The organism is Pelomicrobium sp. P1 (assembly GCF_052805615.1).
Window position 1 is genome coordinate 1 of the sequence record NZ_JBRBEM010000012.1, and the last position, 25,792, is coordinate 25,792.

General features: G+C 67.0%; 27 protein-coding genes and 1 pseudogene. 17 read left to right on the top strand and 11 right to left on the bottom strand.

Features of this window, described 5'->3' with window-relative positions; all coding sequences use genetic code 11:
- Positions 1-155, top strand: a 155-nt coding sequence (locus ACUVYZ_RS12215; protein WP_446033072.1) for an FCSD flavin-binding domain-containing protein, incomplete at its 5' end; no start/stop codon positions are given.
- Between the two features lie 414 nt (positions 156-569).
- Positions 570-695 (top strand): annotated as a pseudogene (locus ACUVYZ_RS12220) (MGMT family protein); the annotation flags it as partial.
- Between the two features lie 4 nt (positions 696-699).
- Here the strand turns inward: ACUVYZ_RS12220 and lexA are convergent.
- Positions 700-1,302 carry a transcriptional repressor LexA gene (gene lexA, locus ACUVYZ_RS12225; protein WP_439934835.1) on the bottom strand — a complete coding sequence of 201 codons (603 nt, stop codon included), beginning with the start codon at positions 1,300-1,302 and terminating at the stop codon, positions 700-702.
- 420 nt (positions 1,303-1,722) lie between these two features.
- Here lexA and ACUVYZ_RS12230 point away from each other — a divergent pair, with 420 nt between their 5' ends.
- Positions 1,723-2,043, top strand: a complete 321-nt coding sequence (locus tag ACUVYZ_RS12230) for a hypothetical protein (protein WP_439934834.1) — start codon at positions 1,723-1,725, stop codon at positions 2,041-2,043.
- Between the two features lie 21 nt (positions 2,044-2,064).
- Here ACUVYZ_RS12230 and fusA read toward each other — a convergent pair whose 3' ends face one another.
- Positions 2,065-4,110, bottom strand: coding sequence for an elongation factor G (fusA, locus tag ACUVYZ_RS12235; protein ID WP_439934833.1), 2,046 nt, complete (start codon positions 4,108-4,110; stop codon positions 2,065-2,067).
- A gap of 396 nt (positions 4,111-4,506) precedes the next feature.
- On the opposite strand from fusA, the gene ACUVYZ_RS12240 reads away from it, so the two are divergent.
- Together ACUVYZ_RS12240 and ACUVYZ_RS12245 are read left to right on the top strand one after the other, a co-directional pair.
- Positions 4,507-5,202, top strand: coding sequence for a transglycosylase SLT domain-containing protein (locus ACUVYZ_RS12240; RefSeq protein WP_439934832.1), 696 nt, complete (start codon positions 4,507-4,509; stop codon positions 5,200-5,202).
- 50 nt (positions 5,203-5,252) lie between these two features.
- Positions 5,253-5,627, top strand: a complete 375-nt coding sequence (locus ACUVYZ_RS12245; protein ID WP_439934831.1) for a cyclophilin-like fold protein — start codon at positions 5,253-5,255, stop codon at positions 5,625-5,627.
- Between the two features lie 3 nt (positions 5,628-5,630).
- Here ACUVYZ_RS12245 and ACUVYZ_RS12250 read toward each other — a convergent pair whose 3' ends face one another.
- Positions 5,631-7,088, bottom strand: a complete 1,458-nt coding sequence (locus ACUVYZ_RS12250) for an MATE family efflux transporter (protein ID WP_439934830.1) — start codon at positions 7,086-7,088, stop codon at positions 5,631-5,633.
- A complete protein-coding gene (locus tag ACUVYZ_RS12255) occupies positions 7,085-7,546 on the bottom strand; it encodes a DUF6505 family protein (RefSeq protein ID WP_439934829.1) in 462 nt (153 codons plus the stop codon). Before ACUVYZ_RS12255 ends, ACUVYZ_RS12250 begins: the two co-directional genes overlap by 4 nt.
- A 101-nt stretch (positions 7,547-7,647) precedes the next feature.
- Here ACUVYZ_RS12255 and ACUVYZ_RS12260 point away from each other — a divergent pair, with 101 nt between their 5' ends.
- Both ACUVYZ_RS12260 and ACUVYZ_RS12265 read left to right on the top strand, forming a co-directional pair.
- Positions 7,648-8,454 carry a ParA family protein gene (locus ACUVYZ_RS12260; protein ID WP_439934828.1) on the top strand — a complete coding sequence of 269 codons (807 nt, stop codon included), beginning with the start codon at positions 7,648-7,650 and terminating at the stop codon, positions 8,452-8,454.
- A 156-nt stretch (positions 8,455-8,610) separates the two neighbouring features.
- Positions 8,611-9,024, top strand: a complete 414-nt coding sequence (locus ACUVYZ_RS12265; RefSeq protein WP_439934827.1) for an ACT domain-containing protein — start codon at positions 8,611-8,613, stop codon at positions 9,022-9,024.
- A gap of 29 nt (positions 9,025-9,053) precedes the next feature.
- Here the strand turns inward: ACUVYZ_RS12265 and ACUVYZ_RS12270 are convergent, their stop codons facing one another.
- Positions 9,054-9,959, bottom strand: coding sequence for a fumarylacetoacetate hydrolase family protein (locus ACUVYZ_RS12270; RefSeq protein ID WP_439934826.1), 906 nt, complete (start codon positions 9,957-9,959; stop codon positions 9,054-9,056).
- Between the two features lie 129 nt (positions 9,960-10,088).
- Between ACUVYZ_RS12270 and ACUVYZ_RS12275 the strand changes: the two genes are divergently transcribed.
- Together ACUVYZ_RS12275 and ACUVYZ_RS12280 are read left to right on the top strand one after the other, a co-directional pair.
- Positions 10,089-12,362 (top strand): NADP-dependent malic enzyme, encoded by a 2,274-nt coding sequence (locus ACUVYZ_RS12275; protein ID WP_439934825.1) that lies wholly within the window; start codon positions 10,089-10,091, stop codon positions 12,360-12,362.
- Positions 12,363-12,481: 119 nt separating this feature from the next.
- A complete protein-coding gene (locus tag ACUVYZ_RS12280) occupies positions 12,482-14,002 on the top strand; it encodes a fumarate hydratase (RefSeq protein ID WP_439934824.1) in 1,521 nt (506 codons plus the stop codon).
- Positions 14,003-14,056: 54 nt separating this feature from the next.
- Here the strand turns inward: ACUVYZ_RS12280 and ACUVYZ_RS12285 are convergent, their stop codons facing one another.
- Complete coding sequence (locus tag ACUVYZ_RS12285; RefSeq protein WP_439934823.1) at positions 14,057-14,488, bottom strand: Hsp20/alpha crystallin family protein; 432 nt, start codon at positions 14,486-14,488, stop codon at positions 14,057-14,059.
- Between the two features lie 152 nt (positions 14,489-14,640).
- On the opposite strand from ACUVYZ_RS12285, the gene fumC reads away from it, so the two are divergent.
- Positions 14,641-16,044 carry a class II fumarate hydratase gene (fumC, locus tag ACUVYZ_RS12290; protein WP_439934822.1) on the top strand — a complete coding sequence of 468 codons (1,404 nt, stop codon included), beginning with the start codon at positions 14,641-14,643 and terminating at the stop codon, positions 16,042-16,044.
- A gap of 31 nt (positions 16,045-16,075) precedes the next feature.
- Positions 16,076-16,792: an SDR family oxidoreductase gene (locus ACUVYZ_RS12295; RefSeq protein ID WP_439934821.1), complete on the top strand. Its 717-nt coding sequence runs from the start codon at positions 16,076-16,078 to the stop codon at positions 16,790-16,792.
- Positions 16,793-16,799: 7 nt separating this feature from the next.
- Here ACUVYZ_RS12295 and ACUVYZ_RS12300 read toward each other — a convergent pair whose 3' ends face one another.
- The 5 genes from ACUVYZ_RS12300 to ACUVYZ_RS12320 form a co-directional block, all read right to left on the bottom strand.
- A complete protein-coding gene (locus tag ACUVYZ_RS12300; protein WP_439934820.1) occupies positions 16,800-17,315 on the bottom strand; it encodes an arsenate reductase ArsC in 516 nt (171 codons plus the stop codon).
- On the bottom strand, positions 17,312-17,764 hold the full coding sequence (locus tag ACUVYZ_RS12305; protein WP_439934819.1) for an ArsI/CadI family heavy metal resistance metalloenzyme: 453 nt from the start codon (positions 17,762-17,764) through the stop codon (positions 17,312-17,314). Before ACUVYZ_RS12305 ends, ACUVYZ_RS12300 begins: the two co-directional genes overlap by 4 nt.
- Positions 17,761-18,120, bottom strand: coding sequence for an ArsR/SmtB family transcription factor (locus ACUVYZ_RS12310; protein WP_439934818.1), 360 nt, complete (start codon positions 18,118-18,120; stop codon positions 17,761-17,763). Before ACUVYZ_RS12310 ends, ACUVYZ_RS12305 begins: the two co-directional genes overlap by 4 nt.
- Positions 18,121-18,201: 81 nt before the next feature.
- On the bottom strand, positions 18,202-19,185 hold the full coding sequence (pip, locus tag ACUVYZ_RS12315) for a prolyl aminopeptidase (RefSeq protein ID WP_439934817.1): 984 nt from the start codon (positions 19,183-19,185) through the stop codon (positions 18,202-18,204).
- A 116-nt stretch (positions 19,186-19,301) separates the two neighbouring features.
- A complete protein-coding gene (locus ACUVYZ_RS12320; RefSeq protein WP_439934816.1) occupies positions 19,302-19,547 on the bottom strand; it encodes a hypothetical protein in 246 nt (81 codons plus the stop codon).
- Between the two features lie 207 nt (positions 19,548-19,754).
- Between ACUVYZ_RS12320 and ACUVYZ_RS12325 the strand changes: the two genes are divergently transcribed.
- The 6 genes from ACUVYZ_RS12325 to ACUVYZ_RS12350 all read left to right on the top strand — a co-directional run bounded on the left by ACUVYZ_RS12325 (position 19,755) and on the right by ACUVYZ_RS12350 (position 25,762).
- Positions 19,755-20,381 (top strand): CoA pyrophosphatase, encoded by a 627-nt coding sequence (locus tag ACUVYZ_RS12325; RefSeq protein ID WP_439934815.1) that lies wholly within the window; start codon positions 19,755-19,757, stop codon positions 20,379-20,381.
- Between the two features lie 553 nt (positions 20,382-20,934).
- Complete coding sequence (locus tag ACUVYZ_RS12330) at positions 20,935-21,396, top strand: helix-turn-helix domain-containing protein (protein ID WP_446033073.1); 462 nt, start codon at positions 20,935-20,937, stop codon at positions 21,394-21,396.
- Positions 21,397-21,562: 166 nt separating this feature from the next.
- Positions 21,563-22,021 (top strand): (2Fe-2S)-binding protein, encoded by a 459-nt coding sequence (locus ACUVYZ_RS12335; protein WP_439934814.1) that lies wholly within the window; start codon positions 21,563-21,565, stop codon positions 22,019-22,021.
- Between the two features lies 1 nt (position 22,022).
- The gene (locus ACUVYZ_RS12340) at positions 22,023-24,206 is read left to right on the top strand and encodes a xanthine dehydrogenase family protein molybdopterin-binding subunit (protein ID WP_439934813.1); all 2,184 of its coding nucleotides are present in this window, start codon (positions 22,023-22,025) and stop codon (positions 24,204-24,206) included.
- 1 nt (position 24,207) lies between these two features.
- Positions 24,208-25,203: an XdhC family protein gene (locus tag ACUVYZ_RS12345; protein ID WP_439934812.1), complete on the top strand. Its 996-nt coding sequence runs from the start codon at positions 24,208-24,210 to the stop codon at positions 25,201-25,203.
- Complete coding sequence (locus ACUVYZ_RS12350) at positions 25,196-25,762, top strand: nucleotidyltransferase family protein (protein ID WP_439934811.1); 567 nt, start codon at positions 25,196-25,198, stop codon at positions 25,760-25,762. Before ACUVYZ_RS12345 ends, ACUVYZ_RS12350 begins: the two co-directional genes overlap by 8 nt.
- The last annotated feature ends 30 nt before the right edge of the window (positions 25,763-25,792 follow it).

Here is a 25,792-nt window from a genome sequence, read left to right on the forward strand (position 1 = left end):
CGATGCACGTGGCCTCGGTGCACCGCTACGACCCGGAGAAAAAGACCATGGTCACCGTGCAGGGGGCAGGGGGCTTGTCCAGCGCCCGCAACGAGCTGGAAGCCCAGTACGCCTGGGCCTGGGGCCAGAACATTTGGAACGATATGCTCGGCTGAGGCGAAGCGGCTTCGCGCCTCTCGACGCCCGCCGGAAGGCGGGCATTTTATTAAGCTTACACTAAATGGTTGACAAACCATTTACCGCAGTCCTGCCCCCTCTCCCGGCGGGGAGAGGGCCGAGGGTCGTCAAGCATTTTGAGGACGCTCGGCAATTGCAGCGCAAGAAGCGGAGTACAGCAACCTCGCCGCGGCCTTAAGCTTGGATCCAGCTTGTCGAGCTGGAGGCTGCGATAGGGAATCCAACGCCGATCAAGCCGATGGGACCGCGTCGGGCTTGCCGCGGTCGTCTTTATCGGGCTGCTCCACGCCACCGGACAGCGCCTGTCGTCGGATTGGGAGCGACGAACCTGCTCTTGGTCACGTTTCTGATCTCCGTCAGCGCTATCCTGCTCGGGACATCGGTCGCCCTCGCCATCCCCCTGTCATCGGGCCGTCGGGGCCGGCGGACGGCTGCGGGGCTACCGCTGGGGCGTCGAGTGCAAACGCGCCCTGATCGAGGGGGAGAAAACCGTAAGCACGGTTTCCTCCCGGGATTAACGGATCAGAACGGCTTTTCGTTGCGGATGATTCCCACGCCGATCCCTTCGATGGCGAAGAAATGGGAGCGGGGATCGACCGGGATGGGAGGGAACTCGGGGTTCTCCGGCAACAGCACCACTTCCCGGCCGCGGCGCTTGAAGCGTTTCACCGTCACCTCATCGTAGAGGCGGGCCACCACGATCTGGCCGGAGCGGACCTCGCGGGTGCGGTGCACCGCCAGGAGATCCCCGTCCAGGATACCGGCATCCCGCATGCTCATGCCCCGCACCCGGAGCAGGTAGTGGGCTCGGGGCTTGAACACCTGGCCGTCGATGCGGTAGCGGGTCTCGATGTTTTGCGCGGCGAGGATTGGCGAGCCGGCGGCCACGCGTCCCACTACCGGCAGGCCTACGGGTAGCTTGAGCCGAATGCCGCGGGAAGCGCCCGGCAACAGCTCGATGACTCCCTTGCGTGCCAGGGTTCGCAGATGCTCTTCCGCCGCGTTGGGCGACCGGAAACCGAGGGCCTCGGCCATCTCGGCCCGAGTGGGGGGGAGGCCCGTAAATTCCATGAATTCCCGGATCCATTCCAGGATCTCGGCCTGCCGCGGGGTGAGTTCGTCCATACCCTGATATTGTGTATAAATATCCAGGCGAGATCATAGACGAAACCGGGAAACCCGCAAGGGCGGGCGCGTTGTTTCGCGCAGCAAACGGGACTTGCCCGATGCGCCGTTCGGCCCACAACCGAGCTTCCCTGTCAAGCGCTTGCAGGGGAACTATCCACCGTCTCGCAGACGGCTAAGACCGGCGCTGGGCGGTCGTCTTGCAACGGCGCCAGAAAAAATCTAATTATTTGATTTCGCTGCGTGATAATGGGTGCCTAAATCATGTTCAGGGCGGCAAAAATCGAGCCGGCGCAAGGGCATCCGCGCCGTAAAAAAGGCTTTTTCCACAATGTTATCCACAGAATCTGTGGAGAACCCGTTTTCCTTTTTTGATGCGTAGGTTACGGAAAAGTGACCACTGACCAAGGAGGGTCGGGCATGTCTCTGGAGGAGAAGCTCAAGGAGTGGTACCAGCGGCCGGAAATTCGCGCCCGCAACTGGGAGCCGCGCCTCTTCTGGACGCCGGCGGAAGACGGCAACCCCTTCGGCCGCCTCAAGGTGGACCCGTGGGAGCTGGAAGTGCTGTTCGCCGCCCTTCTGGGGGAGCGCGCCGAGCACTACGAGGCGCTCAACGCCCGGGTGCTGGAGGGGGATACCCACCGGGCCATGGGGCGGGCGGACTTCATCGCCACCTGCGCGAAGCGCGGCGAGCTGCCCCTGCTCACCCGTATCGAGGACGCGGCGCCCTTCGCCCGCTGAGGCGGGCGAGCGGGGCCGGCTTCAATCCTCCGCCGCCGGCGCCTTGTGCTGGGCGACGAGCTGCTGCTGAACGTTGGGCGGCACCGGCTCATAGTGGCTGAACTCCACGCTGTAGGAGCCTGCGCCTCCGGTCAAGGACTTGAGCCGGGATTGATAGTTGTTGAGCTCGGACAGAGGCACGAGCCCGGAGACCGTGACCATGCCGCCGCGCCCGGACTGGGTACCGGTGACCTGGCCGCGCTTGGAGGCGATGTCGCCGGCGACGTCGCCCATGTTGGCCTCCGGGACCGTGATCTCGATGCGCACAATGGGCTCCAGCACGATGGGACGCGCCTTCATGACCGCGTCCAGGAACGCCTTCTTGCCGGCGGTGATGAAGGCCACCTCCTTCCCGTCCACCGGGTGGGTCTTGCCGTCGTAGACCACGACCCGCACGTCCTGCATAGGGTAGCCGGCGATGGCGCCGGATTCCATGACTTGCTGCACGCCCTTTTCCACCGCCGGGATGAACTGAGACGGGATCGCGCCGCCTTTCACCTCGTCCACGAACTGGAAGCCCGCGCCCCGGGGCAGGGGCTCGATGCGCAGGAAGACTTCGCCGAACTGGCCCGCGCCGCCGGTCTGCTTCTTGTGCCGGTGGTGGCCCTCCGCCGGCGCGGTGATGGTCTCCCGGTACTCGATGCGCGGCGGATGGGTCTTCACCTCCAGCTTGTACTGGGTGGTCATGCGCTCGAGCAGGGTGCGCAGGTGCAGCTCGCCCAGGCCCCACACCACCGTCTCGTTGGTGCTCATCAGCCGCTCCACCTTGAGGCACGGGTCTTCGGAGGCGAGTTTGGCGAGCACGTCCCACAGCCGCTGCTCGTCTCCCCGCTTGACCGTGTCGATGGCCAGCCCGTAAATCGGGTTGGGAAACTCCAGGGGCTGCAAATGGATGCGATCCTCGTCGTGATGGTCGTGCAGCACGGCGTCGAAGGTAATCTCCTCCACCTTGGCCACCGCGGCGATGTCGCCGGGGATGCAGCGCTCCACCTCGATATGTTCCTTGCCCCGGAGCATGAACAGGTGGCCCACCTTGAAGGGCTTCCTCGCGTCGCCGATGAAAAGCTGGGAGTCCTTGGTGATGGTGCCCTGGTGCACCTTGAACACGCCCAGCTTGCCCACAAACGGGTCCACGCTCACCTTGAACACGTGGGCTACCACGTGTTTGTCCGGGTCCGGCACGGCGCGGAACTCTTCCGCCTCCGGCCCCTCGCCCTTGATGAAGGGGCGGGGGTTACCCTCCGCGGGATTGGGCAGGAGCTTGACGAAGACTTCCAGCAGCTCCGGAACGCCCGCGCCGGTGCGGGCGGAAGCGAAGCAGATGGGGACCAGGTGCCCCTCCCGCAGCGCCTTTTCGAAGGGCGCGTGGAGCTGTTCGGGATCGATGTCCCCCTGCTCCAGATACAGGGCCATGAGCTCCTCGTCCACCTCCACCACCTGGTCGATGAGGGCCCGGTGCGCTTGCTCGACGGAGGAGAAATCCGATTCTCCCGCCGGGTTGAAGAAGCAATCCACCACTTTCGTGCTGCCGGCGGCGGGCAGGTTGATGGGCAGGCACTCCTTGCCGAAGGTCTCCTGCAGGGCGTCGAGGAGGGCCGGTAGGTCGGTGTTCTCGGCGTCGATCTTGTTTACCACGATCATGCGGCAAAGCCTGCGCCGGGCGGCCCAGTTCATCATCCGGGTGGTGGTGAGTTCGATACCCGTCTGGGCGTTGACCACCACGATCACCGTCTCCGCCGCAGGCAGGCAACTGATGGCCTGGCCGAGGAAATCGGGGTAGCCGGGGGTATCGATGAGGTGGATGCGAGTGCCTTGGTGCTCGAAGTGGGCCACCGCCGAGTAGAGGGAGTGCTGGTGCTGCTTTTCCAGGGGATCGAAATCGCAGACCGTGGTCCCGCGCTCGATGGAACCCATGGCCGGAATCGCGCCGGCCCGGTAGAGCAGGGCTTCCGCCAGGGTGGTTTTCCCGGCGCCGGCGTGTCCCACCAGGGCCACGGCACGGATCGCTTCTGTCGTGATCAAGGCCATGGGCCTCCTCCAAGGTTAGTGTCGTGTCCGCGGGGGCGATCTTTCGTCCGAGTATAGGGGAGGGGTTCCGGGGGTCGCAACGCCCCCTTGCGGGCGTGGCAAACGTCCGAGAAGCGCCCGGGAAAAAATCCATCCTCATAAAAAAACAATGAAATTTTTCATTTGACTGGGGAGGAAACTAACCAGTAAAATAGTTATGCTGCAATGCAGCAAACGGCCACTGAGGTGGCCGTTTCAGTGTCGAGGAGAACATGGCGCCGCGCCACGGCGCTGGGGAAGAAACACGAAGGAGCGAACCGGTTACCCGAGCAAGGTAACGACCTGTGCGCCGGCTATGGCTAAAACCCGGTGGGGTGGAGAGCCGCCGGCGCCGCGATCTAAAGGAGGATTGCTGTCATGGCAAACCCGCACTCCCCGCTCCGGAGCGGCCCGTGGGCCGATCGGGAGCGGCTCCATGCCAATTGGTTTGCGCTGCTGTTCATTGCGGCGCTGTTTTCCCATCCCGCCTATCCCCTTTCCGTCTGGGCCCTGGCCGACCTGCGGCCCCATCTCGAGGGCCAGGCGGTCCTGGACGACGCCGCGGAAGCGGCAGAGGACTCGACGCCAGGGGCTTTCCGGCGGGCCAAAAGCCTCGTCGCCGATGGGGCCAGGATCGACGCCCTGACCGTCTTTCTCTCCCGCCGTTACCAGGTGGCGGAGGAGGCGACGCGGCAGCTAGTTTCCGCCGCTTTCCACGCGGGGCGGGAGCTGCAACTGGATCCCCTGCTCATCCTGGCGGTGATGGCCGTCGAGTCCCGCTTCAACCCCATCGCCGAGAGCGTGGCCGGCGCCAAGGGGCTCATGCAGATTATCCCCCGCTATCACCTGGACAAGCTGGAGCCCCGCGGCGGCGAGGAGGCGGTGCTGCAGCCGGAAATCAACATTCGCGTGGGGGCGGAGATCCTGCGGGAGTACTTCGAGCGCACCGGGGACCTCACGGAGGCGCTCAAGCTCTACAACGGTTCCAGTTGGGACGAGGCGAACCGCTACCCGACGAGGGTGTTGTCGGAGAAGCGGCGCCTGCAACGCATCGTCGCCCAGGTCAAAGCGTAAACGCGGCGAAAACCGTTTCCCGGCGGGCGGAGCGGGGTTAAAATTTGGTCATGGCTCGCATCCGCATTTCCTGGCCCGGGGGCAGCGTCACCGCCACCCTGGACGCGACACCCACGTCCGAGAAAGTCCTCGCCGCCCTGCCGGCGCGCTCTTCGGCCAACACCTGGGGCGACGAAGTCTATTTCAGCCTCCCGGTGCGGGCCGCCCTGGAGCCCAACGCGCGGCAAGTCGTGGATCCGGGCACCGTGTGCTTCTGGGTGGAGGGGAGCTCCCTCGCCCTCCCCTTCGGGCCAACCCCCGTTTCCCGGGGCAATGAGTGCAGACTGGTCACCAAGGTCAACGTTCTCGGCAAGCTCGACGACGACCCTAGGCTGCTTGCGGGCGTGAGCGACGGGGACGAGATCACCGTAGTCCGCGTGGATTGACCGCTAGGCAAGCCGGATCGATCGCCACGCTCCGGAGCGCCAGCGGGCGAACAGGGTGAGGCCGGCGGCGACGATGTAGAGCAGGGCGGCGAGCCAGCCCCCCACGGCGCCCCATCCCCAGGCCGGCAGAGCGTCGATCCAGCCCTGTCCAGGGGCGAAGGAGATGACGTGCACGGCAGGAATGAAGCCCGCCCAGGCGAGCACGGTGATGAGGGCCGTGGGAACGCGCACGTCGCCCGCCCCCCGCAGGCAGAAGCTCGCGCCGATGTTAATCCCGTCGAAGATCTGGTAACCGGCGGCGATCCACATCAGCACCACGCCCAGCCGCACCACCTCTGGCGCGTTCGAATCGGCGGCGTTCACGAACAGGGGGATCAGCCAGGGGCCGGAGAGTGCCAGAGCCAGGCCCACCGCCGCCATGTAACCCACGGCGAGGGTGATGGTAGTGTCGCCCACGCGAGCGGCCCATGCCTTGTCGCCGGCGCCGATGGACTGGCCCACCAGGGTGGTGCCCGCCAGCGCTAGGCCCACCACCGGCATGTAGGCGAGGGAGGTGAGGGCCATCACGATCTGGCTGGCAGCGCCGTCCACCGGGCCGAGGCGCGCCATCATCACCTGGAATAGCCAGAAGGCGGCGATCTCCACGGCCGGCAGGAGGCCGGTGGGAAGCCCCAGGGCGAGGAGCCGCCCGATGCCGTGCCAGCGGGGCCGCCAGGTGAGGTGGCTCGCGTATTCGTCTCGCACCGGGCGGGAGAGAAACGCCGCCAGCGCCAGGACCGCCCCCGCCGCCATGGCTATAGAGGTGGCCCAGGCGGCGCCGGCCATGCCGAGTTCGAGGCGAAAGATCAGAAGCTCGTTGAGGGGCACGTTCAGCACGGCCACCACGGCCATCAGGGTCAGGGTGACCCCGGTGCGGCCGATGCCGTTGAAAAAGGCGCAGAGCGTCCACAACAGCACGCCGACGGGGGCGCCCAACAATCGGGGGGACCAGTAGTCCAGGGCCAGGGCATGGATCGACGGCGGAAGCCCGAGGGGCCCCAGGATTCCCGCTCCGGCGAAGGCTAGGCCGACGAAGGCGGGCACCGCGCAGAGGGTCCCCCACATCCCCAGCCATGCCGCCTGGGAGGCGCGCCGCTCCCGGCGCGCGCCGTAGGCCTGGGCCACCAGGGGTTGCACGGCAAGGCCCGTGCCGCCCACTACCAGGAAGCACACGATCACCAGGAAATGCACGGCCCCCAGGGCGGTGGTGGCGTCTGTGGACAGGCGCCCAACGAACCAGGTGTCGGTGAGATTGAGCACCGCCTGCAGGGCGCTGTTGGCGGCCAGGGGCACGGCGAGCCGCCCCACCGCTTGTAGATCCACATGGCGGCGGCCCGCGGCGTCGAACCGCACTGCGGGCAACCGGGAGAGTGGGCCCGGAAGGGGCTCGACCGCGCCGTCCCTGGGCGGGGCCGGCTTCATCGCAGCTTGTGGGCGCCGATCATCAGCCGGGGATAGACCCGATAGTGCTCGCCCAGTCCCTGCTCGTTGGGTTCGCGGCTTACCGTGATCCAAACCCCTGTGTCGAAACCTTCGCAGAGCTGGGCCGTATAAGCGGCCTCCTCCTCGGCCACCTCACGGGCGGCTTCCTCCGAGGGAGCACCCAGGCCGTCCATAAAGAACCTGACCATGCGCTCGACGACTTGTCGGTACTCGGGCTCGCCGATCTGCGTCACTTCGGCGATGGTACAGCGCTTGAGGCTTCCAACCGCGACAAAGGAGTCCAGGCAATGGCAGTGGGGGCGCCGGTGCTGACCGCCGCTCAGGTCGCACACGGCGAAACCGCCCGAAGTGAGCCACTCCCCGTCCTCGGCTGCGCCTTCCGGGGCGAAGATTTTCTCGTCCGAAGCGTCGAGCCGCACGGCCTTGAGAAATTTCATCGGTCGGGCTTCCGTTGGGAAAAAAGGTCCCAGGGCGCCTTTGTGCGCCGCATCAACTATGGTCTAATAGCGGCCGGTACTGCGACCGGGGAGGAGGAGCGATGAAGCGCGTAATTTTCAACCAGAAAGGCGGCGTGGGAAAGTCCACCATCACCTGCAACCTGGCGGCCATTTGCGCGCGCCGCGGCTACAAGACCCTGGTGGTGGACCTGGACCCCCAAGGCAACTCCACCCAGTACCTTCTCGGCCAGGAAGCCGGCGCCGTGGAGCTCCATCTCGCGCGCTTCTTCGACCAGGTGCTCTCCTTCAGCCTCTACGGCAAGCCGCCGGCGGAATTCGCCCATCCCACGCCTTTCGCCGGCCTGGACCTGATGCCGTCCCATCCGGAGCTGGAACATCTCCAGGGGAAGCTGGAGTCCCGCTACAAGATCTACAAGCTGCGGGAGGCCCTGGCCACCCTGGAGTATGAGGCCATTTTCATCGACACGCCCCCCGCCCTCAACTTCTATACCCGCTCGGCCCTGATCGCCGCCGATGCCTGCCTCATCCCCTTCGACTGCGACGACTTCTCCCGCCGGGCCCTGTACGCCCTTCTCGAGGCGGTGAGCGAGATCCGGGACGACCACCATCCGGGCCTCACGGTGGAGGGCATCATCGTCAATCAGTTCCAGCCCCGGGCCACGCTGCCCCAGCGGCTGGTGGAGGAGCTCCGGCAGGAGGGGCTCCCGGTGCTGGAATCCCGCTTGTCGGCCTCGGTCAAGGTGCGGGAATCCCACCAGGCGGCGCGGCCCCTGATCGAGCTCGCCCCCCGGCACAAGCTTACCCGGGAATTCGTGGCCCTGTTTGACGAGCTGGAAGCTCGGCGCAAGCAGGCGGCAGGGCAGAGGCGGCGGGCCCGCGCCGCCTAGCGGACGGAGGAAAGCAGCTTCCCGGTGGGCGTTCCTCTCCCCGAAGCCAGCCCTTCATGCCCGCCGAATGCCCCTTTCGCGGCCGACCCTTTGGCGCTTGGGCGCGGGTCTGCTATACGTAGAGCATAGGGGGTCGATTTCCTCGAGGAGGAGGCTATGGCCGACGTGGTGCGCAAGGCGGACTACTTTTCCATGCAGGTGGCCGACAAGCCCGGAGAGGCGGCCAATCACCTGAAAGCCCTCAAGGAGGCGGGGGTCAACCTGCTCGGCTTCACCGGCTTCCCCAGTGCCCGGCGCGCCCAGATCGACTTCATCCCGGAGGACACGGCCAAGCTCAAGGCGGCGGCCCGCAAGCTCAAGTGGAAGCTGGGGGACAAGAAGACCGTGTTCCTAGTCCAGGGGGAGGACCGGGTGGGCGCCATCTACGACGTGATCGGCAAGCTTGCCGAGGCCGGGATCAACATCACCGCCCTGGATGCGGTCTCCGCCGGCGAGGGACGCTATGGGGCCATGTTCTGGGTCAAGCCCAGGGACGTGGCCAAGGCCTCCAAGGTCCTAGGGGTGAAGTGACCCCGGCGGGATGAGGGGTGTCCCGCGGTTCAGGCCGCCACGGGATTGCGCAATACCCCGATTCCCTCGATTTCCGTCTCCAGCAGATCGCCGGGCCGGAGGAATTCGGGCGGTGTGCGGGCGAAGCCCACGCCCTGGGGGGTGCCGGTGGAGATCACGTCCCCGGGCTCCAGGGTCATGCCCAGGGACAGCTCGGCGATCAGGCGCGGGATCTTGAAGTAGAGATGGCAGGTATTGGAATCCTGCTTGACCACCCCGTTCACCCGGGTCATGACCCGCAGACCGTTGGGGTCCAGAGCGTCGGCGGTAACGATGGCCGGGCCCATGGGACAGGTGCCGTCCAGGCTCTTACCCTTGTGCCACTGACCCCCGTGGGCTCGCTGAAGGTCCCGGGCCGACACGTCGTTCACGACCGTATAGCCGAACACATGCTCCATGGCCCGCGCTTCGGGAATGTTCTTGCCGGCCCGGCCGATCACTACGCCAAGCTCCACCTCCCAGTCGAGCTGGGTGGTGACCTTCGGGTCGTAGGGAATCGGGTCGTGGGGGCCGATCATGGCGGTCACCGCCTTGCTGAAGAAGACGGGATGGTCCGGAAGCTGCTGCCCGCTCTGGCGGATGCGCTCCCCCTCCTCGAAGTGCTCCAGGTAGTTCCAGCCTACGCAGAACACGTTCTTGCGCGGTCGAGGGATGGGGGCGAGGAGCTTCACTCGGGACAGGGGAAGCTGCCCCTCTCCGGTGCCGGAGAGGCCGCGAAGCGCCGCCAGGGCCCCGTCGCCCGCAGCGATCAGCGACACCATGTCCCAGGGGTCGAAAGGAAGACGAACGCCCAGAGCCTGGGCGGCGTCGAGCACGTCCAGCACAGTCGTCTCGTCGATGAGCACCCCGATGCGGGGCTCGGCGTCTTCGGGACGGGTGAAGGTGACGAGTTTCAAGGGCAAGCTTCGCTGAAGTGAAAGGGGTTCGTAGTCGAAGTTTACCACCGGCGCCGCCGGCGGTTCTCAGAAGCCGAACGGCGGCCAGTATATAATTTTCGCCCTCGCGACCCCATGCCGGGAGAAGGAATGGACGACCAACTGCGCCAGAGCGCGCTCCAGTATCACCGCCTGCCCAAGCCCGGCAAGATCTCCATCGCGCCGACCAAGGGTCTCATTAACCAGCGGGATCTGAGCCTCGCCTATTCCCCCGGAGTGAGCGCCGCCTGCCTGGCCATCCAGGAGGACCCCGCCGAGGTGCGCAACCTGACTGCCCGGGGCAACCTGGTGGGCGTGGTGACCAATGGCACGGCGGTGCTCGGGCTTGGCAACATCGGGCCCCTGGCGGCCAAGCCCGTCATGGAAGGCAAGGCGGTGCTGTTCAAGAAGTTCGCCGGCATCGACGTGTTCGACATCGAGCTCGCCGAGAGCGATCCGGACCGGCTGGTAGACATGATCGCCGCCCTGGAGCCCACCTTCGGCGGCATTAACCTGGAAGACATCAAAGCCCCCGAGTGCTTCTACATCGAGCGCAAGCTCCGGGAGCGGATGAAGATCCCGGTGTTCCACGACGACCAGCACGGCACCGCCATCATCGTGGGCGCGGCGGTGAGGAACGGGCTCAAGATCGTCGGCAAGGACATCGGCCGGGTGAAGCTGGTCACCTCGGGCGCGGGGGCGGCCGCCCTTGCCTGCCTGGGGCTTCTGGAGGCGATGGGGCTTAAGCGCGAGAACATCTGGGTGACCGACATCAAAGGCGTGGTGTACCAAGGGCGCACCGAGGAGATGGACCCCTACAAGGCGATTTACGCCCAGAGGACCGAGGCTCGCACCCTGGCGGAGGTGATCCAGGGGGCGGACGTCTTTCTCGGGCTTTCCGCCGGCGGGGTGCTCAAGCCCGAGATGGTGAAGCGCATGGCCGACAAGCCCCTCATTCTGGCCCTCGCCAACCCGGTCCCCGAGATCATGCCGGAGGAGGCCAAGGCGGTGCGGCCCGATTGCATCATCGCCACCGGCCGCTCCGACTACCCCAACCAGGTCAACAACGTGCTCTGCTTCCCCTTTATCTTCCGTGGAGCGCTGGACGTGGGCGCCACCGCCATCACCCGGGAGATGGAGCTCGCCGCCGCCCAGGCCATCGCGGAGCTGGCCGAGCAGGAGCAGTCCGACGTGGTGGCCAGCGCCTACGGCGAGCAGGACGTGGCCTTCGGGCCCGAGTACATCATCCCCAAACCCTTCGACCCCCGCCTGATCCTCAAGATTGCCCCCGCCGTGGCCAAGGCGGCGATGGAGAGCGGGGTGGCCACCCGGGAGATCGCCGACTTCGAGGCCTACAAGGCCGAGCTGCAGCAGTACGTCTACCACTCCGGGCTGGTGATGAAGCCCATTTTCGCCGCGGCCAAGGCGGCTCCGGACAAACGCATCGTCTACGCCGAGGGGGAAGACCCGCGGGTGCTGCGGGCGGTGCAGGTGGTGGTGGACGAGCGGCTCGCTTGGCCCATCTTGATCGGCCGGCCGGAGGTGATCGAAATGAACATCCGGCGGCTGGGGCTGCGCATCCGGCCCGGGGAGCACTTCGAGCTGGTGAACCAGGACTCCGACCCCCGCTACCGGGACTACTGGACCGAGTACCACCGGATCATGGAGCGCAAGGGCGTGTCGCCCGAGTACGCCAAGATCGAGATGCGCCGGCGGCGCACCCTGATCGGGGCCATGATGGTGCGCAAGGGGGACGCGGACGGCATGCTATGCGGCACCTTCGCCCATTACCTGCTGCACCTGTACTACGTGCAGAACGTGATCGGGCTGCGATCGGGTGCCAAGATCTTCGCCGCCATGAACCTGCTCATGCTGCCGGAGCGCACCCTGTTCCTGTGCGACACTTACATCAACAAGGACCCTACCCCGGAGCAGATCGCCGAGATGACCCTCATGGCGGCGGACGAGGTGCGCCGCTTCGGCGTTACCCCCAAAGTGGCGCTGCTGTCCCACTCCAGCTTCGGGAGCGTGCGGGACGAATCGGCGGCGAAGATGGCCCGCGCCCGGGAGCTGCTCGAGAGCATGGCGCCGGCGCTGGAGTGCGAAGGGGAGATGCACGGGGACGCGGCCCTGTCCGAGGAGATCCGCCTCGCGGTGTTCCCCAACTCCAAGCTCAAGGGGCCCGCCAATCTCCTCATCATGCCCAACGTGGAAGCGGCCAACATCTCGTTCAACCTGCTCAAGCAGGCAGCGGGGGGCGGCATCACCGTGGGGCCCATCCTCCTCGGGGCGGCCATGCCGGTGCACATCCTCACCCCGAGCGCCACGGTCAGGCGGCTGATCAACATGACGGCGCTGCTGGTGGTAGAGACCATCAAGCGTTGAGGCCGTCCGGTCCCAGATCCAGGCGGGCGGCGGCCCGGGGCGATGGGGTAAAATAGCAGTCTCGATTCTTCTTCGTTTTTCCTTCGCGGCCGGGAGCGGCCGCTCTCTGGGGACCGATCATGGCCGTCATCAAGCAGGAAGACCTTATCCAGAGCATCGCCGACGCGTTCCAGTACATCTCCTACTACCATCCCGCTGACTATATCAAGGCGTTGACCGAAGCCTACGAGCGGGAGGCTTCGCCCGCTGCCAAGGACGCCATGGCCCAGATCCTGGTCAACTCCCGCATGTGCGCGGAAGGACACCGTCCCCTCTGCCAGGATACGGGCATCGCGGTGGTGTTCCTCAAAATCGGCATGAACGTGCGTTGGGACGCCACCATGGGCGTGGCCGACATGGTGAACGAGGGCGTGCGCCGCGCTTATACCCATCCGGACAACGTGCTGCGCGCTTCTATCCTGGCAGATCCGGCAGGGGAGCGGAAGAACACGCGGGACAATACCCCGGCGGTGATCCACATGGAGGTGGTGCCAGGGGACACGGTGGAAGTGATTCTGGCGGCCAAGGGCGGCGGTTCGGAGAACAAGGCCAAGTTCACCATGCTGAACCCTTCGGATTCCATCGTGGACTGGGTGCTGAAGACCGTGCCCACCATGGGGGCCGGCTGGTGTCCGCCGGGCATCCTGGGGCTGGGCATCGGCGGAACGCCCGAAAAGGCGATGGTGATGGCCAAGGAAGCGATCCTGGAGCCCATCGACATCCATGAGCTCCAGGCACGGGGGCCCAAGAACCGGATCGAGGAACTGCGGCTCGAGCTCTACGAGAAGGTGAACGCCCTGGGGATCGGCGCCCAGGGGCTCGGGGGTCTCACCACCGTGTTGGACGTGAAAATCCGGCACTATCCGACCCATGCGGCGTCGCTTCCCGTGGGCATGATCCCCAACTGCGCCGCCACCCGTCATGCCCACTTCGTCCTGGACGGCTCGGGGCCGGTGGCGCTCGTGCCCCCCAGCCTGGACCTGTGGCCTAAGATCGAGCTCACGGGGGTCCAAGGCGCTCGCCGGGTGAACCTGGACACCATCACCCGGGAGGACATCCTCGCCTGGCGCGCCGGGGAGCGGGTGCTTCTTTCCGGCAAGCTCCTCACGGGGCGGGACGCGGCCCACAAGCGCTTGACCGACATGCTGAGCCGCGGGGAGAAGCTGCCGGTGGATTTCACCAACCGCTTCATCTACTACGTGGGGCCCGTGGACCCGGTGCGGGACGAGGTGGTGGGCCCCGCCGGCCCAACCACCGCCACCCGCATGGACAAGTTCACCGACGCCATGCTGGCGAAAACGGGGCTGATCGGCATGGTGGGGAAAGCGGAACGAGGGCCCGAGGCCATCGCGGCCATCAAGCGGCACAAGGCGGTCTACTGTATCGCCGTGGGCGGGGCCGCCTACCTGGTGTCCAAGGCGATCCGCGCCGCCCGGGTGGTGGCTTTCCCCGACCTGGGGATGGAGGCGATCTACGAGTTCGAGGTGAAGGACATGCCAGTCACCGTGGCGGTGGATGCGGAAGGCCGCTCGGTGCATGCTACCGGCCCCGCCGAATGGCGGGCGAAGATCGGCAAGATCCCGGTGGCCGCGACGGTTTGAATAAAAAAGCCCGCTTTCCGCGGGCTTTTTCAACGGCAGCAGGCCGAAAGTCTATTATTGGACGGTCAACCGCTTGGCGATGCTGTCCGCCTTCTTCGGCAGCGTCAGGCGCAGAACCCCATCCTCGTGCTTGGCCTCGGCATGCTCGGAATCGATTTCGGTGGGCAGCATAATGGACCGGCTGAACTTGCCATAGGTGCGCTCGCCCAGGAGCTGCTTGGCTTCTTCACCGGCTTGCTTCTCTTGTACCGCCTCCGCTTCGATCACGAGCTGGTTGTCGAAGACCCGCACGTTGATGTTGTCCTTGCGAACCCCCGGGAGCTCCGCCATCACGACGTAGGCGTTATCGGTCTCCCAGATGTCCATGGGGATGACCCCCCGGACCGTGCGCTGGGTGTCCCAGTCGAGCAGAGTGGGACGCAAGAAGCTGCGGAACAGGTTATCGACGGCGGTTTCGAAGGGATCGAAACGAATCAGGTTCGCCATATTTTCACCTCCTTCACCTATGTCTAACCTTTCACGCCCAAAGAAGAAAATGCTCTCGATGACCTATATAGGGTCGGCGGCAAGCTTCATCAAGTCCTCGGGCAGGGACTCGGGTTTGAGCTTATCACTTTGATTTTACATGGAACATTGCCATGACCGGATTCCGTGAAGAAAAGGACACGATGGGCGTGGTGCGGGTGCCGGAGCGGGCCCTCTGGGGCGCCCAGACCCAGCGCTCCCTGGAAAACTTCCGCATCGGCACCGAGCGCATGCCCCTGGAGCTGATCCGGGCCCTCGCCCGGGTGAAACGGGCGGCGGCCACCGTCAACCGCGACCTGGGCCTCTTGGACGCCCGCAAGGCCCAGGCCATCATCCAAGCGGCGGACGAGGTGATCGAAGGCCGACACGACGACCAGTTTCCCCTGGTGGTCTGGCAGACAGGCTCTGGCACCCAGACCAACATGAACATGAACGAGGTGCTGGCCAACCGGGCCTCCGAGCTCCTGGGTGGCCCCCGGGGCCAGGAGCGTCTGGTCCATCCCAATGACGAGGTAAACCGGGGCCAGTCGTCCAACGACGTGTTTCCCACCGCCATGCACGTGGCGGCGCTGGAGGCGATCGAGGAGCGGCTCAAACCCGCCGTCAACCGGCTGCGGGAGACCCTGGCGGAGAAATCCCGGCGCTACATGGACATCGTGAAGATCGGCCGCACCCACCTGCAGGACGCCACCCCCGTTACCCTGGGCCAGGAGATTTCCGGCTGGGTGGCCCAGCTCGACCACGGGCTCGCCCATCTGGACGCGACCCGCTGGCACCTCTCGGAGCTGGCCATTGGGGGCACGGCGGTGGGCACGGGGCTGAACACCCACCCCGAGTTCGGCCGGCGCTGCGCCGAGGAGCTATCCCGCTTGACCGGCCTTTCCTTCGTTTCCGCCCCCAACAAGTTCGAGGCCCTGGCCGCCCACGACGCCCTGGTGGCCGCCCACGGGGCGCTCAAGACCCTGGCCGCCGCCCTCATGAAGATCGCCAACGACGTGCGCTGGCTCGCTTCCGGCCCCCGTTGCGGCATCGGCGAGATCCGCATCCCCGAGAACGAGCCGGGCAGCTCCATCATGCCCGGCAAGGTGAACCCTACCCAGTCGGAAGCCATGACCATGGTGTGCTGCCAGGTGCTGGGCAACGACGTGGCCGTCAATCTGGGCGGTGCTTCGGGAAACTTCGAGCTCAACGTCTTCAAGCCCCTCATCATCCACAACTTCCTCCAGAGCGTGCGGCTGCTGGCGGACAGCGCTCGGAGCTTCAACGACCACTGCGCCGTGGGCATCGAGCCCAACGTGCAGCGCATCGAGAAGCTCCTCCACGAATCCCTCATGCTGGTGACGGCCCTCGCCCCCCACATCGGCTACGACAAGGCGGCGGAGATCGCCAAGCTCGCCCACCAGGAGGGCATCACCCTCAAGCAGGCGGCCTTGGAGCTGGATTACGTGACCGGGGAGCAGTTCGACGAATGGGTGCGGCCCGAGGCCATGGTGGGGCGGCTTGGGGACACGGAATGAGGGGCGGGCACGTCCAGAAGGAGGTCCGGACATGAGGACTGCGAGCGGCCCGAAGATCGGGGTGGTGACAGGGGCGAACCGGGGGCTGGGCCTGGAAATTTCCCGCCAGCTCGCCCTCCGGGGCGTGCACGTGGTCATGACCGCCCGGGACCCGGAGAAGGGGAAGGCGGCCTGGGAAGGGCTGCGCCGCCAGGGGCTTTCCGTGGAGTTCCTGCCCCTGGACGTGACCGCTCAGGAGAGCGTGGACGCCCTGGCCCGGGCCTTGGAGCGGTCCTTCGGCGGCCTGGACATCCTGGTGAACAACGCGGGCATCCTGCCGGAGGGGCGGGGAGCGCAGGCCCTGACCCTCAACCTGGAGGTCTTCCGCCAGGCGCTCGAGACCAACGCCTTGGGGGCCCTGAGGCTTTGTCAGGCGCTCTCGCCCCTTATGAAGAAGCGGGGTGGCGGGCGCATCGTGAACGTCTCCAGCGGCCTCGCCCAGCTCGCCACCATGGGGGCGGGCACGCCCGCCTACCGGGTCTCCAAGACCGCCCTCAACGCGATCACCCGGATCCTGGCGGCGGAGCTGGAGGGGGAGCGAATCAAGGTGAACGCCGCCTGCCCCGGCTGGGTGCGCACCGACATGGGCGGCCCAGACGCACCCCGCTCGGTGGAAGAGGGGGCCGACACCCCGGTATGGCTGGCTCTTCTGCCGGACGATGGGCCCACCGGCGGCTTTTTCCGCGACCGCCAACCGATTCCATGGTGAAGCGGGTTCAGCCCGTGCAGCCGATTTCCTCGAGCCGGCGCCGCAGGGCCAGGCGGTCCAGCTTCTCCAGGGGAAGGTTCACGAAGAGGCCGATGCGGCGGCTCAGGAGATGGAAGGCGTCCCGGACGGCTTTGCGCGCCTTGTCCGGGTCCTCTTCGTAGGGCGCGGGATCGGGAACGCCCCAGTGGGCCGTCATGGGCTGCCCCGGCCAGATGGGGCAGGCTTCGCCAGCGGCGTTGTCGCACACGGTGAACACGAAGTGCAGGGGCGGTGCGCCGGGCCGGGCGAACTCGTCCCAGGACTTGCTGCGCAATCCTTCGGTGGGCAGCCGCTGGGCGGCGAGGAACTCCAGCACGTAGGGGTTGACACGCCCGGCCGGATGGCTGCCGGCGCTGTAGGCGTTGAACCGGCTTCCGCCGTGGTGCCGCAGGAGGGCCTCTGCCAGGATGCTGCGGGCGGAGTTGCCCGTGCACAGGAACAGCACGTTGTATTTTCCGCCGGTCAGGGCGCGCTCCCCGTTCACTCGCGGCGCTTGCCGAAACTTGCCTTCACCGGCGCCGCGGCAGGGCCGCAGCACGCCGCCGCGCCGGCGCCTTCATCATTGAAAGTGGGAATGGTGCCTAGGCTCCGGTACGCTTCCCAGGCGATGCCCTGGGGATCGGTCACCCAGTGCTTGTCCGAGCGGGCGTAGCAGCAGGCCGCCCCCGGCTCGTCCCGCACGGGCAGCGCCGCCCGCTCGAGCTGGGACCGCACCTGGGCGAGCTCCTCGTCGCTGTCCACCTGGATGCCCAGGTGATCCACGCCCGGCGCCGCGCCGCGCTGGGAAACGGCGAAATTGATGCGCGGATCCTCTAGCATCCATTTCGCATAATCGGGTTTGACCAAGGCGGGCGGCGCTCCGAACAGAGCGGAGTAGAAGCGGATGCTCTCCTTAAGGTTCGAAACCGAGACGTGGACATGGAAGCGTTTCATGGATTCGCGACCTCCTTGCGCGGACGTTTCGATGCCGGGCGGCGATCCGCTGCCGGGGTGCAGAGTTCCGGGCTGCCGCCGCAACAGTTTTCCGACAGGAACGCCATCAGCTCGGCCATGGCGGCGTAGTTGGCGCTGTAATAGATGAATCGGCCTTCCTGCCGCCCGTGGACGAGCCCGGCGTGGACGAGCTCCTTCAAGTGGAAGGAGAGGGTCGGCCCGGCTACGCCCACGGCTTCGGCGATCTTGTGGACCGGCAGCCCGCCGAAGCCCGCCTGCACCAGCAGCCGGAACACCGTGAGCCGGGTTTCCTGGGCCAGGGCCGAAAGAGCCCGGATCGCGGCTTTCATTTCCATGATTCGAATACTATAAAAATAATTGCCAAAGTCAAGCCCCCTCAACCGCCCAGCGCAAGGACCATTCCCTCAAGCGGAGTCTCATCGACGCGGGGGCTCGGGCTGCTTGAAGCGCTCCATGGCCTTCACCAGCTCCGCCCGGATGCCGGGCTCCCAGGCGGAATGGCCGGCGTCGGGAACCACGACGTACTGGGCCTCGGGCCAGGCGCGAGCGAGCTCGTCCGCGGTGACGATGGGACAGACCGCGTCGTAGCGGCCTTGCACGATCACCCCCGGGATCGAGCGGATGCGCTCCACGTTCTCCAGCAGGGCGTTCTCGGGCAGGAAGATCCGGTGGACGAAGTAATGAGCCTCCATCCGGGCAAGGCCCAGGGCCACCGCGTCCGAGGCGAAATAGTCCACCGTTTCCTGGCTGGGAAGCAGGGTGGAGCAGGAGCCTTCGTACACGCTCCAGGTCCGGGCGGCGGGCATGTGGACCGCGGGATCGGGATCCGTGAGCCGCCGGTAGTAGGCGGCGAGCAGGTCGTCCCGTTCGGCTTGCGGGATGAACTCGGCGAAGGTGCGCCACGCTTCGGGAAAGAAGTTGCGCACGCCGTAGAGGAACCAGTGGATCTCGGACGGGCGGCAGAGAAAGATGCCCCGCAGGATCAATCCCAGGCAGCGCTCGGGGTGGGCTTCGGCGTAGGCGATGGCGAGGGTGGAGCCCCAGGAGCCCCCGAACACGAACCAGCGCTCGATATCCAGAAACCGCCTTAGCTTCTCCAGGTCCTGGATCAGTAGGGGCGTCGTGTTGTCGGTGAGTTCGCCCAAAGGGGTGGAGCGGCCGGCGCCCCGCTGGTCGTAAACGACGATCCGGTAATGGGCGGGGTCGAAAAAGCGGCGGTGGTTGGGGACCGCGCCGGCCCCTGGCCCCCCGTGCAGGAATACCACCGGCACCCCGTCGGGTTTGCCCGACTGCTCCCAGTACATGGTGTGCACGTCGTCCAGGGGCAGCATGCCGGAGGCGTAGGGGGAGATCTCGGGATAGAGCTCGGTGCGCAGCCGTTCGGCGTTCACGGTGTCCACGGGAGGCCTCCAAGGGCTGAGTTCTCCTTCTTATTTTGCCCTCAGCCGCGGATTGAATACGAAGACCGCCGGCGGCAACCGGCGGTCTCGGGAAAAGGAAGCGGCGTGAAGGGCGATCAGATGCCCAGGATCTTCTTGGCCTTGGCCAGGGTGTCCACGGACTCCTGGTGTTTGCCCGCCTTGTGCAGCTTTTCCCCCTCCTCCCGGTATTTCTTGACCTCGGCCATCTGCTCCGCCGAGAGCTTGGGGTTCTTGGCCAGGGCTGCGTCGATGGCCTTCATGTCGGCGGGGCAGTGGAAGGCGAAGGCGCTGGCGCTGGCAAAGGCGAGGCCCAGGGCGACGATCAGGGACTTGAATTTCATGGGAATCTCCTTCTTGTTCAAAGTCAAGGGTGCAGGGAATGACGATCGCTCTTTCCGAGGGGAGGCAAAGGGCGCTTCCCTCCCTGCCGTTTCGCGGAAGCACGGAAAAACCGTTCGCGCGCTCGCGCTGGCTTCCGCTCCGCATTATAGTAAACAGGGCGAGGGAAGAATTTAGTCCCTGGCCTTGTCCATTCCCCTGCTTCTCCCATGGATGGGACGACGCCTGTAGCCCCTTTGGCCTTGACGCCCCAGGCAATCGCCGAGCGGCTGGCGGTCGCCCGGGCCCGGACCGATTGGGTGCCGGGGGATGCGCCGGATCCTGCGCGTCGAGGGAACGGCGCCCCGATCCCCGCGGCGGTACTGATCCCCCTCGTTCAGCGGGAACGGGGGCTCACGGTGCTGCTCACCCAGCGCACCGCCCATTTGAACGACCATGCCGGGCAGATCAGCTTTCCCGGCGGCCGGGTCGATCCGGGCGACGCAACGCCCGAGGTAACAGCCCTGCGGGAAGCCGAGGAGGAAGTGGGCCTGCCGCGGGAGCGGGTGCGGATTCTCGGGCGCCTGGCCGATTACCATACGGTGACCGGCTTCGCTGTCACGCCGGTGGTGGGCTACGTCGTGCCGCCTTTTTCCCTCCATCCCGACCCCTTCGAGGTGGCGGAGGCGTTCGAGGTGCCCCTCGAGTTCCTGATGAACCCGACGAACCACCAGCGCCGTACGTCATCCTACCGGGGCAGGGAGCGCAGCTACTACGCCATGCCCTACGAGGGGCGCTTCATCTGGGGCGCTACCGCCGGCATGATCGTCAATCTCTACCGAGCCCTCATGACCTGACCGCCCGAAGGGCTTGGGGGGCCCGTCACGGGAGAGCCGTATGAATTCGCAAGAAAGCGCCTCCGGCTGCGATGCCGGCTATCTCGCCCGGTCCCTTGCCGAGGCGCTCGCGCGCACCAGCGCAGGCAAGCCCGCCCTCTGTAAGTACAGCGGTTGCGCCGCCGGCCAGCGCCGCCAGACATGGCCGGGCCTGATCGTGGAGTCCGCGCGATGGCATATCGCGCCCAGGGCGGAGGGGGTCGTGCGGCTGCCCTGGCACGTGATCTACGTGACGCTCGCGGGGGGTACGCGGCGGACCGTCACCCGCACCGACGGCGTGGTCGGAATGGACGGACCGGAGCTCGCCGGTCGCGTCTCTTTCGTCCCCGCAGACCGGGAGCGGTGGGGCTGGTACGAGGGAGCCTGGATGGAGTTCGCCGCCATCCTGCTCGATCCCCAGTGGATTGCCCGGGCGTTAGAGCGAGACGGGATTGCCGTGCCGACGCAATGGCGTTCGGTGGACAACGTGCGGGATCCCTTCATACTGGGCGCCGCCCGGGCCCTGGTGGACGAGATGGAGACGGGCGGCGTCGCGGGGCCGCTGTTCGCCCAGAGCGTGGCGCTTTCCCTGGCGCTGCACGTGGTGCGCCGGTACTCGGACTCGGCGCCGTGTCTTCGCGAGGGGCCCGACCTGTCGCGCAAGCGCATCGCCCGGGTGCTGGACTTCATCCACGATCACCTGGATCAGCCCATCGCCCTGGCGGATCTAGCCGCAGTGGCGGAACTGGGTCTGTACGGGTTCCTGCGGACGTTCAAGCGGTCCGTGGGCGTATCACCTCACCGGTACCTGGTGGAGCGCCGGATCGAGCGGGCCCGGATGCTGCTCGAGACCACCGACGATCCAATTGCAGAGATCGCGGCTGCGGTGGGATTGTCCAGCCAGAGCCATCTCACCACGCTGTTTCGCAAGCATCTGGGGACGACGCCCGAGAAATTCCGCCGCAGCCGCCGTTCGTTGCCGGGAGCAAGTTCCTGAAAACAGCGCAAGATCGTGAAAGAACCACGCCCCTTGCTCGGCGATAATGCGCCCCTGCTCGCCCTTCACTCTCAACATACGAAGGAAATACGCATTGGGGGCCCCGTTCGATCCCCGCCGGCGCAGAATCCGGAGAAGTGAAACATTTTTCTAACAGGAGCTGACCATGATTGCTTTGACGGTGAATGGCAGGCGGCGCAACGTGCAGGCGGATGCCTCGACCCCCTTGTTGTGGGTGCTGCGCGACCACTTGGGCCTTACCGGCACCAAATATGGCTGCGGCATGGCGCTGTGCGGTGCCTGCACGGTGCACGTGGAGGGGGAGCCCACCCGCTCGTGCGTGACGCCGGTGTCCGCGGTGGCTGGAAAGAGGATCACCACCATCGAGGGGCTATCGCGCAACGCCGATCATCCGGTGCAAAAGGTCTGGATCGAGCTGGACGTGCCTCAGTGCGGCTACTGCCAATCCGGCCAGATCATGAGCGCGGTGGCGTTGCTCGCGAAGCACCCGAAGCCCACCGACGCCCAGATCGACGAAGCGATGCGGGGCAACCTCTGCCGCTGCGGCACCTATCCGCGCATCCGCGCCGCCATCAAGCGCGCCGCCGGTATCAAGGAGGCCTGACATGAACGAGCCCGCGAATCTCGATCGGCGCACCTTCCTCAAAAGCTCCGCGGCCCTCGCCGGCAGCCTGGTCATCGGCTTCCATCTCCCGATGAAGGGGGCCCGGGCCGCCGCGCCAAGCCCGGGCGCGGCCACCGGCGGGGCGTTCGCGCCCAACGCGTTCCTGCGCATCGCCCCCGACAACACCGTCACCGTGATCGTCAAGCACCTGGAGATGGGACAGGGGGTGTACACCGGGCTCCCGACCTTGGTGGCCGAGGAGCTGGAAGTGGATTGGAGCCAGGTGCGGGTGGAGACCGCCCCGGCGGACGTGACCCGCTACGCCAACCTGGCCTGGGGCGGCGCGGCCCAAGGCACCGGCGGCAGCACGAGCCTGGCTAATTCCTGGGAGCAGTTGCGCCGGGCGGGCGCGACGGCGCGGGAGATGCTGATTGCGGCGGCGGCCCGGACCTGGAACGTGGACCCTCAAGGGCTCAAGGCGGAGAAGGGCTTCGTGATCGATCTGCGGGGCGGTCGGCGCTTCTCTTACGGCGAGCTGACGGCGAAGGCGGCGAGCCTGCCTCCGCCCGCCGACGTGAAGCTAAAGGCGCCTTCCCAGTGGAAGCTGATCGGCCAACCGGTGCCGCGCAAGGACAGTCCCGAGAAGGTGAACGGCGCGGCTCTCTTCGCCGTGGATGTGAAGCTCCCCGGGATGCTGACCGCGGTGGTGGCGCGTCCGCCCCGCTTCGGCGGCAAGGTGAAGCGCTTCGACGCGGAGAAAGCGAAGGCCATGCCTGGGGTGAAGGCGGTGGTGGAGATTCCCCAGGGCGTCGCCGTGGTGGCGACCGACTTCTGGTCGGCGGTCCAGGCGCGCAACGCCCTTGTCATCGAATGGGATGAGGCGCAAGCCTTCACCGGGGGAAGCGAGGCCCTCACCCGCCGCTACGCCGAGCTCGCCCAGCAGCCCGGCGCGGTGGCGCGCAAAGAGGGCGACGCCGAGGGAGCCTTGGGCTCCGCGGCCAGACGGCTCTCGGCCACCTTCGAGTTCCCCTTCCTCGCCCACGCACCCATGGAGCCCTTGAGCTGCGTGGTGCGGTTGAGCGGTGAAGCGTGCGAAGTGTGGGCCGGCTCCCAGCTCCAGACCCTAGATCAGGCCATCGCCGCGCGCATCGCGGGGCTGCCGCCGGAGCGGGTACAGATCCACACGCTGCTCGCCGGCGGCTCCTTCGGCCGCCACGCGAACCCGACCGCGGATTACATCGCCGAGGGCGTGGCGGTGGCGGTGGCGACCCGTCCCCTCGGCGCCCCCATCCGCCTCCTGTGGACCCGGGAGGACGACATCCGGGGCGGCTACTACCGGCCCCTCTACGTGCACCGGATCGCCGCTGGGCTCGATGCCGCTGGGCGCCCGGTGGCGTGGCAGCAGCGCATCGTGGGCCAGTCCATCCTCAAGGGCACCCCCTTCGAAGGGATGATGAAGGAGGGCATCGACCCCACTTCGGTGGAGGGCGCCGCCAACCTGCCCTATGCCATTCCCCACCTGCAGGTGGAGCTGCATACCGTCGACGTCGGCGTGCCGGTGTTGTGGTGGCGCAGTGTGGGCAGCACCCATACCGCCTTTTCCGCGGAAGTGATGATGGACATGCTGGCCCACGCCGCGGGAGAAGATCCGGTCGCGTTCCGGTTGCAGTTGCTGGATAAGCATCCGCGCCACGCCGGAGTGCTCAAGCTCGCGGCGGAAAAAGCGGGATGGGGCCGCCCGCTTCCGAAGAACCGGGGCCGGGGCGTGGCGGTGCACGAGTCGTTCCATTCCTTCGTGGCCCAGGTGGTCGAAGTCACGGTCAAGGACGACGGCACCTTTTCGGTGGACCGGGTGGTGTGCGCGGTGGACTGCGGGGTGGCCGTCAATCCGGACGTGGTGCGGGCCCAGATGGAGTCGGGCATCGTGTTCGGGCTGTCGGCGGCCCTCCACGGCGCCATCATCCTCAGGGACGGGATCGTGGTGCAGTCCAACTTCAACGACTACCCGGTGCTGCGGCTCGACGAGACGCCGAGGATCGAGGTGCACATCGTGAGAAGCGAGGCGCCGCCCACCGGCGTGGGCGAGCCGGGCGTGCCGCCCGTCGCGCCGGCGCTGGCCAACGCCCTCTTCGCCGCCACCGGCAAGCGGCTGACCAAGCTGCCCCTGCGGCTCAAGGAGGCCTGAGATGGACTCGGTGGATCTGGAGGTCCTGCGCACGGCGGTGCGCTGGCTCGCCGAAGGGCGGCGGGTGGCCCTCGCCACGGTGGTGCGCACCTGGGGATCGAGCCCCCGTCCCGTGGGGGCCCTTGCGGCTTTCGGCGAGCACGGGCGCGTCGCCGGCTCGGTCTCTGGCGGTTGCGTGGAGGACGACTTGCTTTCCCGTTTCGTCGGGGGCTTTCCCCTGCGCCCGGAAGTCGCCCGCTATGGCGTCACGCGGGACGAGGCGGCCCGCTTCGGGCTTCCTTGCGGCGGGACCCTGGAGCTCGCGATCGAGCCCCTCGCCTCGGCCCGAAGCCTCGCCCCGGTGCTGGAGGCGGTGGAGACCCGCCGCTCCGTCGCCCGCCGGCTGGATCTCGCGACGGGGAAGGCCACGATCGTGCCCGCAGCCGGGGACGGCCCGGTCATCTTCGACGGGCGCGAGCTGACCCGGGTCTTCGGCCCCCGCTGGCGGATGCTGCTGATCGGCGCGGGGCAGCTATCCCGCTATCTCGCCGAGTTCGCCCTGGCGCTGGACTACCAGGTGCTGGTGTGCGACCCGCGGGAAGAGTACGCTCAGGAATGGAAGGTTGCGGGGGCGGAGCTTCTGCCCGGGATGCCCGACGAGGCGGTGCAGGCGCTTGTTCCCGACGAGCGCACGGCGATCGTGGCTCTGACCCACGACCCGAAGCTGGACGACATGGCCCTCATGGCGGCGCTCAAGTCCAGGGCGTTCTACGTGGGGGCGCTGGGGAGCCGGGCCAACAACGCCCGGCGCCGGGAGCGGCTCAAAATGCTGGACCTGACGGGAGACGAAGTGACCCGGCTCCGCGGGCCGGTGGGACTTCCCCTGGGCGGTCGCACGCCGCCGGAGATCGCGGTGGCCATCCTGGCGGAGCTCACCGCGCTGCGCCACGGCGTCCGGCTCGTGGGTCAAGAGACGCTCGAGGCGGTTTTTTCCCGGGACGCTGCCGTCTGTGATTAACGGCGTGCTCCTGGCGGCGGGCCGCGGATCCCGCTACGGCGCCGACAAGCTTCTCGAGCCGCTGGCAGACGGGGTGCCCATGGCGGTGGCGGCCCTGAGGAGCCTCCTGCCTGTGGTGCACCGGGCGTTCGCCGTGGTGCGTCCGGGCTGCGGCCGGCTCGCCCACCTTCTGATGGAGGAGGGGGCGCTGGTGTCCATCTTCCCCGGAGCGGATCGGGGCATGGGCGCGAGCCTCGCCTGGGGCGTGGGCGTGCTCCCGGAGCACACCGAGGGCATCCTTGTGGCCCTGGCTGACATGCCCTTCATTCTTCCCGATTCCTACCGGCAGGTGGCGGAGGCACTGCGCGGTGGGGCGCTCATCGCCGCGCCCTCGTATCATGGAGAGCGGGGTCACCCGGTGGCCTTTTCCATCCGGCTGCGCACCGAACTGGAAGCCCTGAGCGGCGACGAAGGCGCCCGCAGCCTGATCGCCCGGCACCAGGAGGCCCTGGTGTTGGTGGACGTGGACGATCCCGGCGTTCTCTGGGACATCGACCGGCCGGCGGATCTGGAGCGTTAGCCATACTGGACGCCGGGCGGCCGAAGAAAA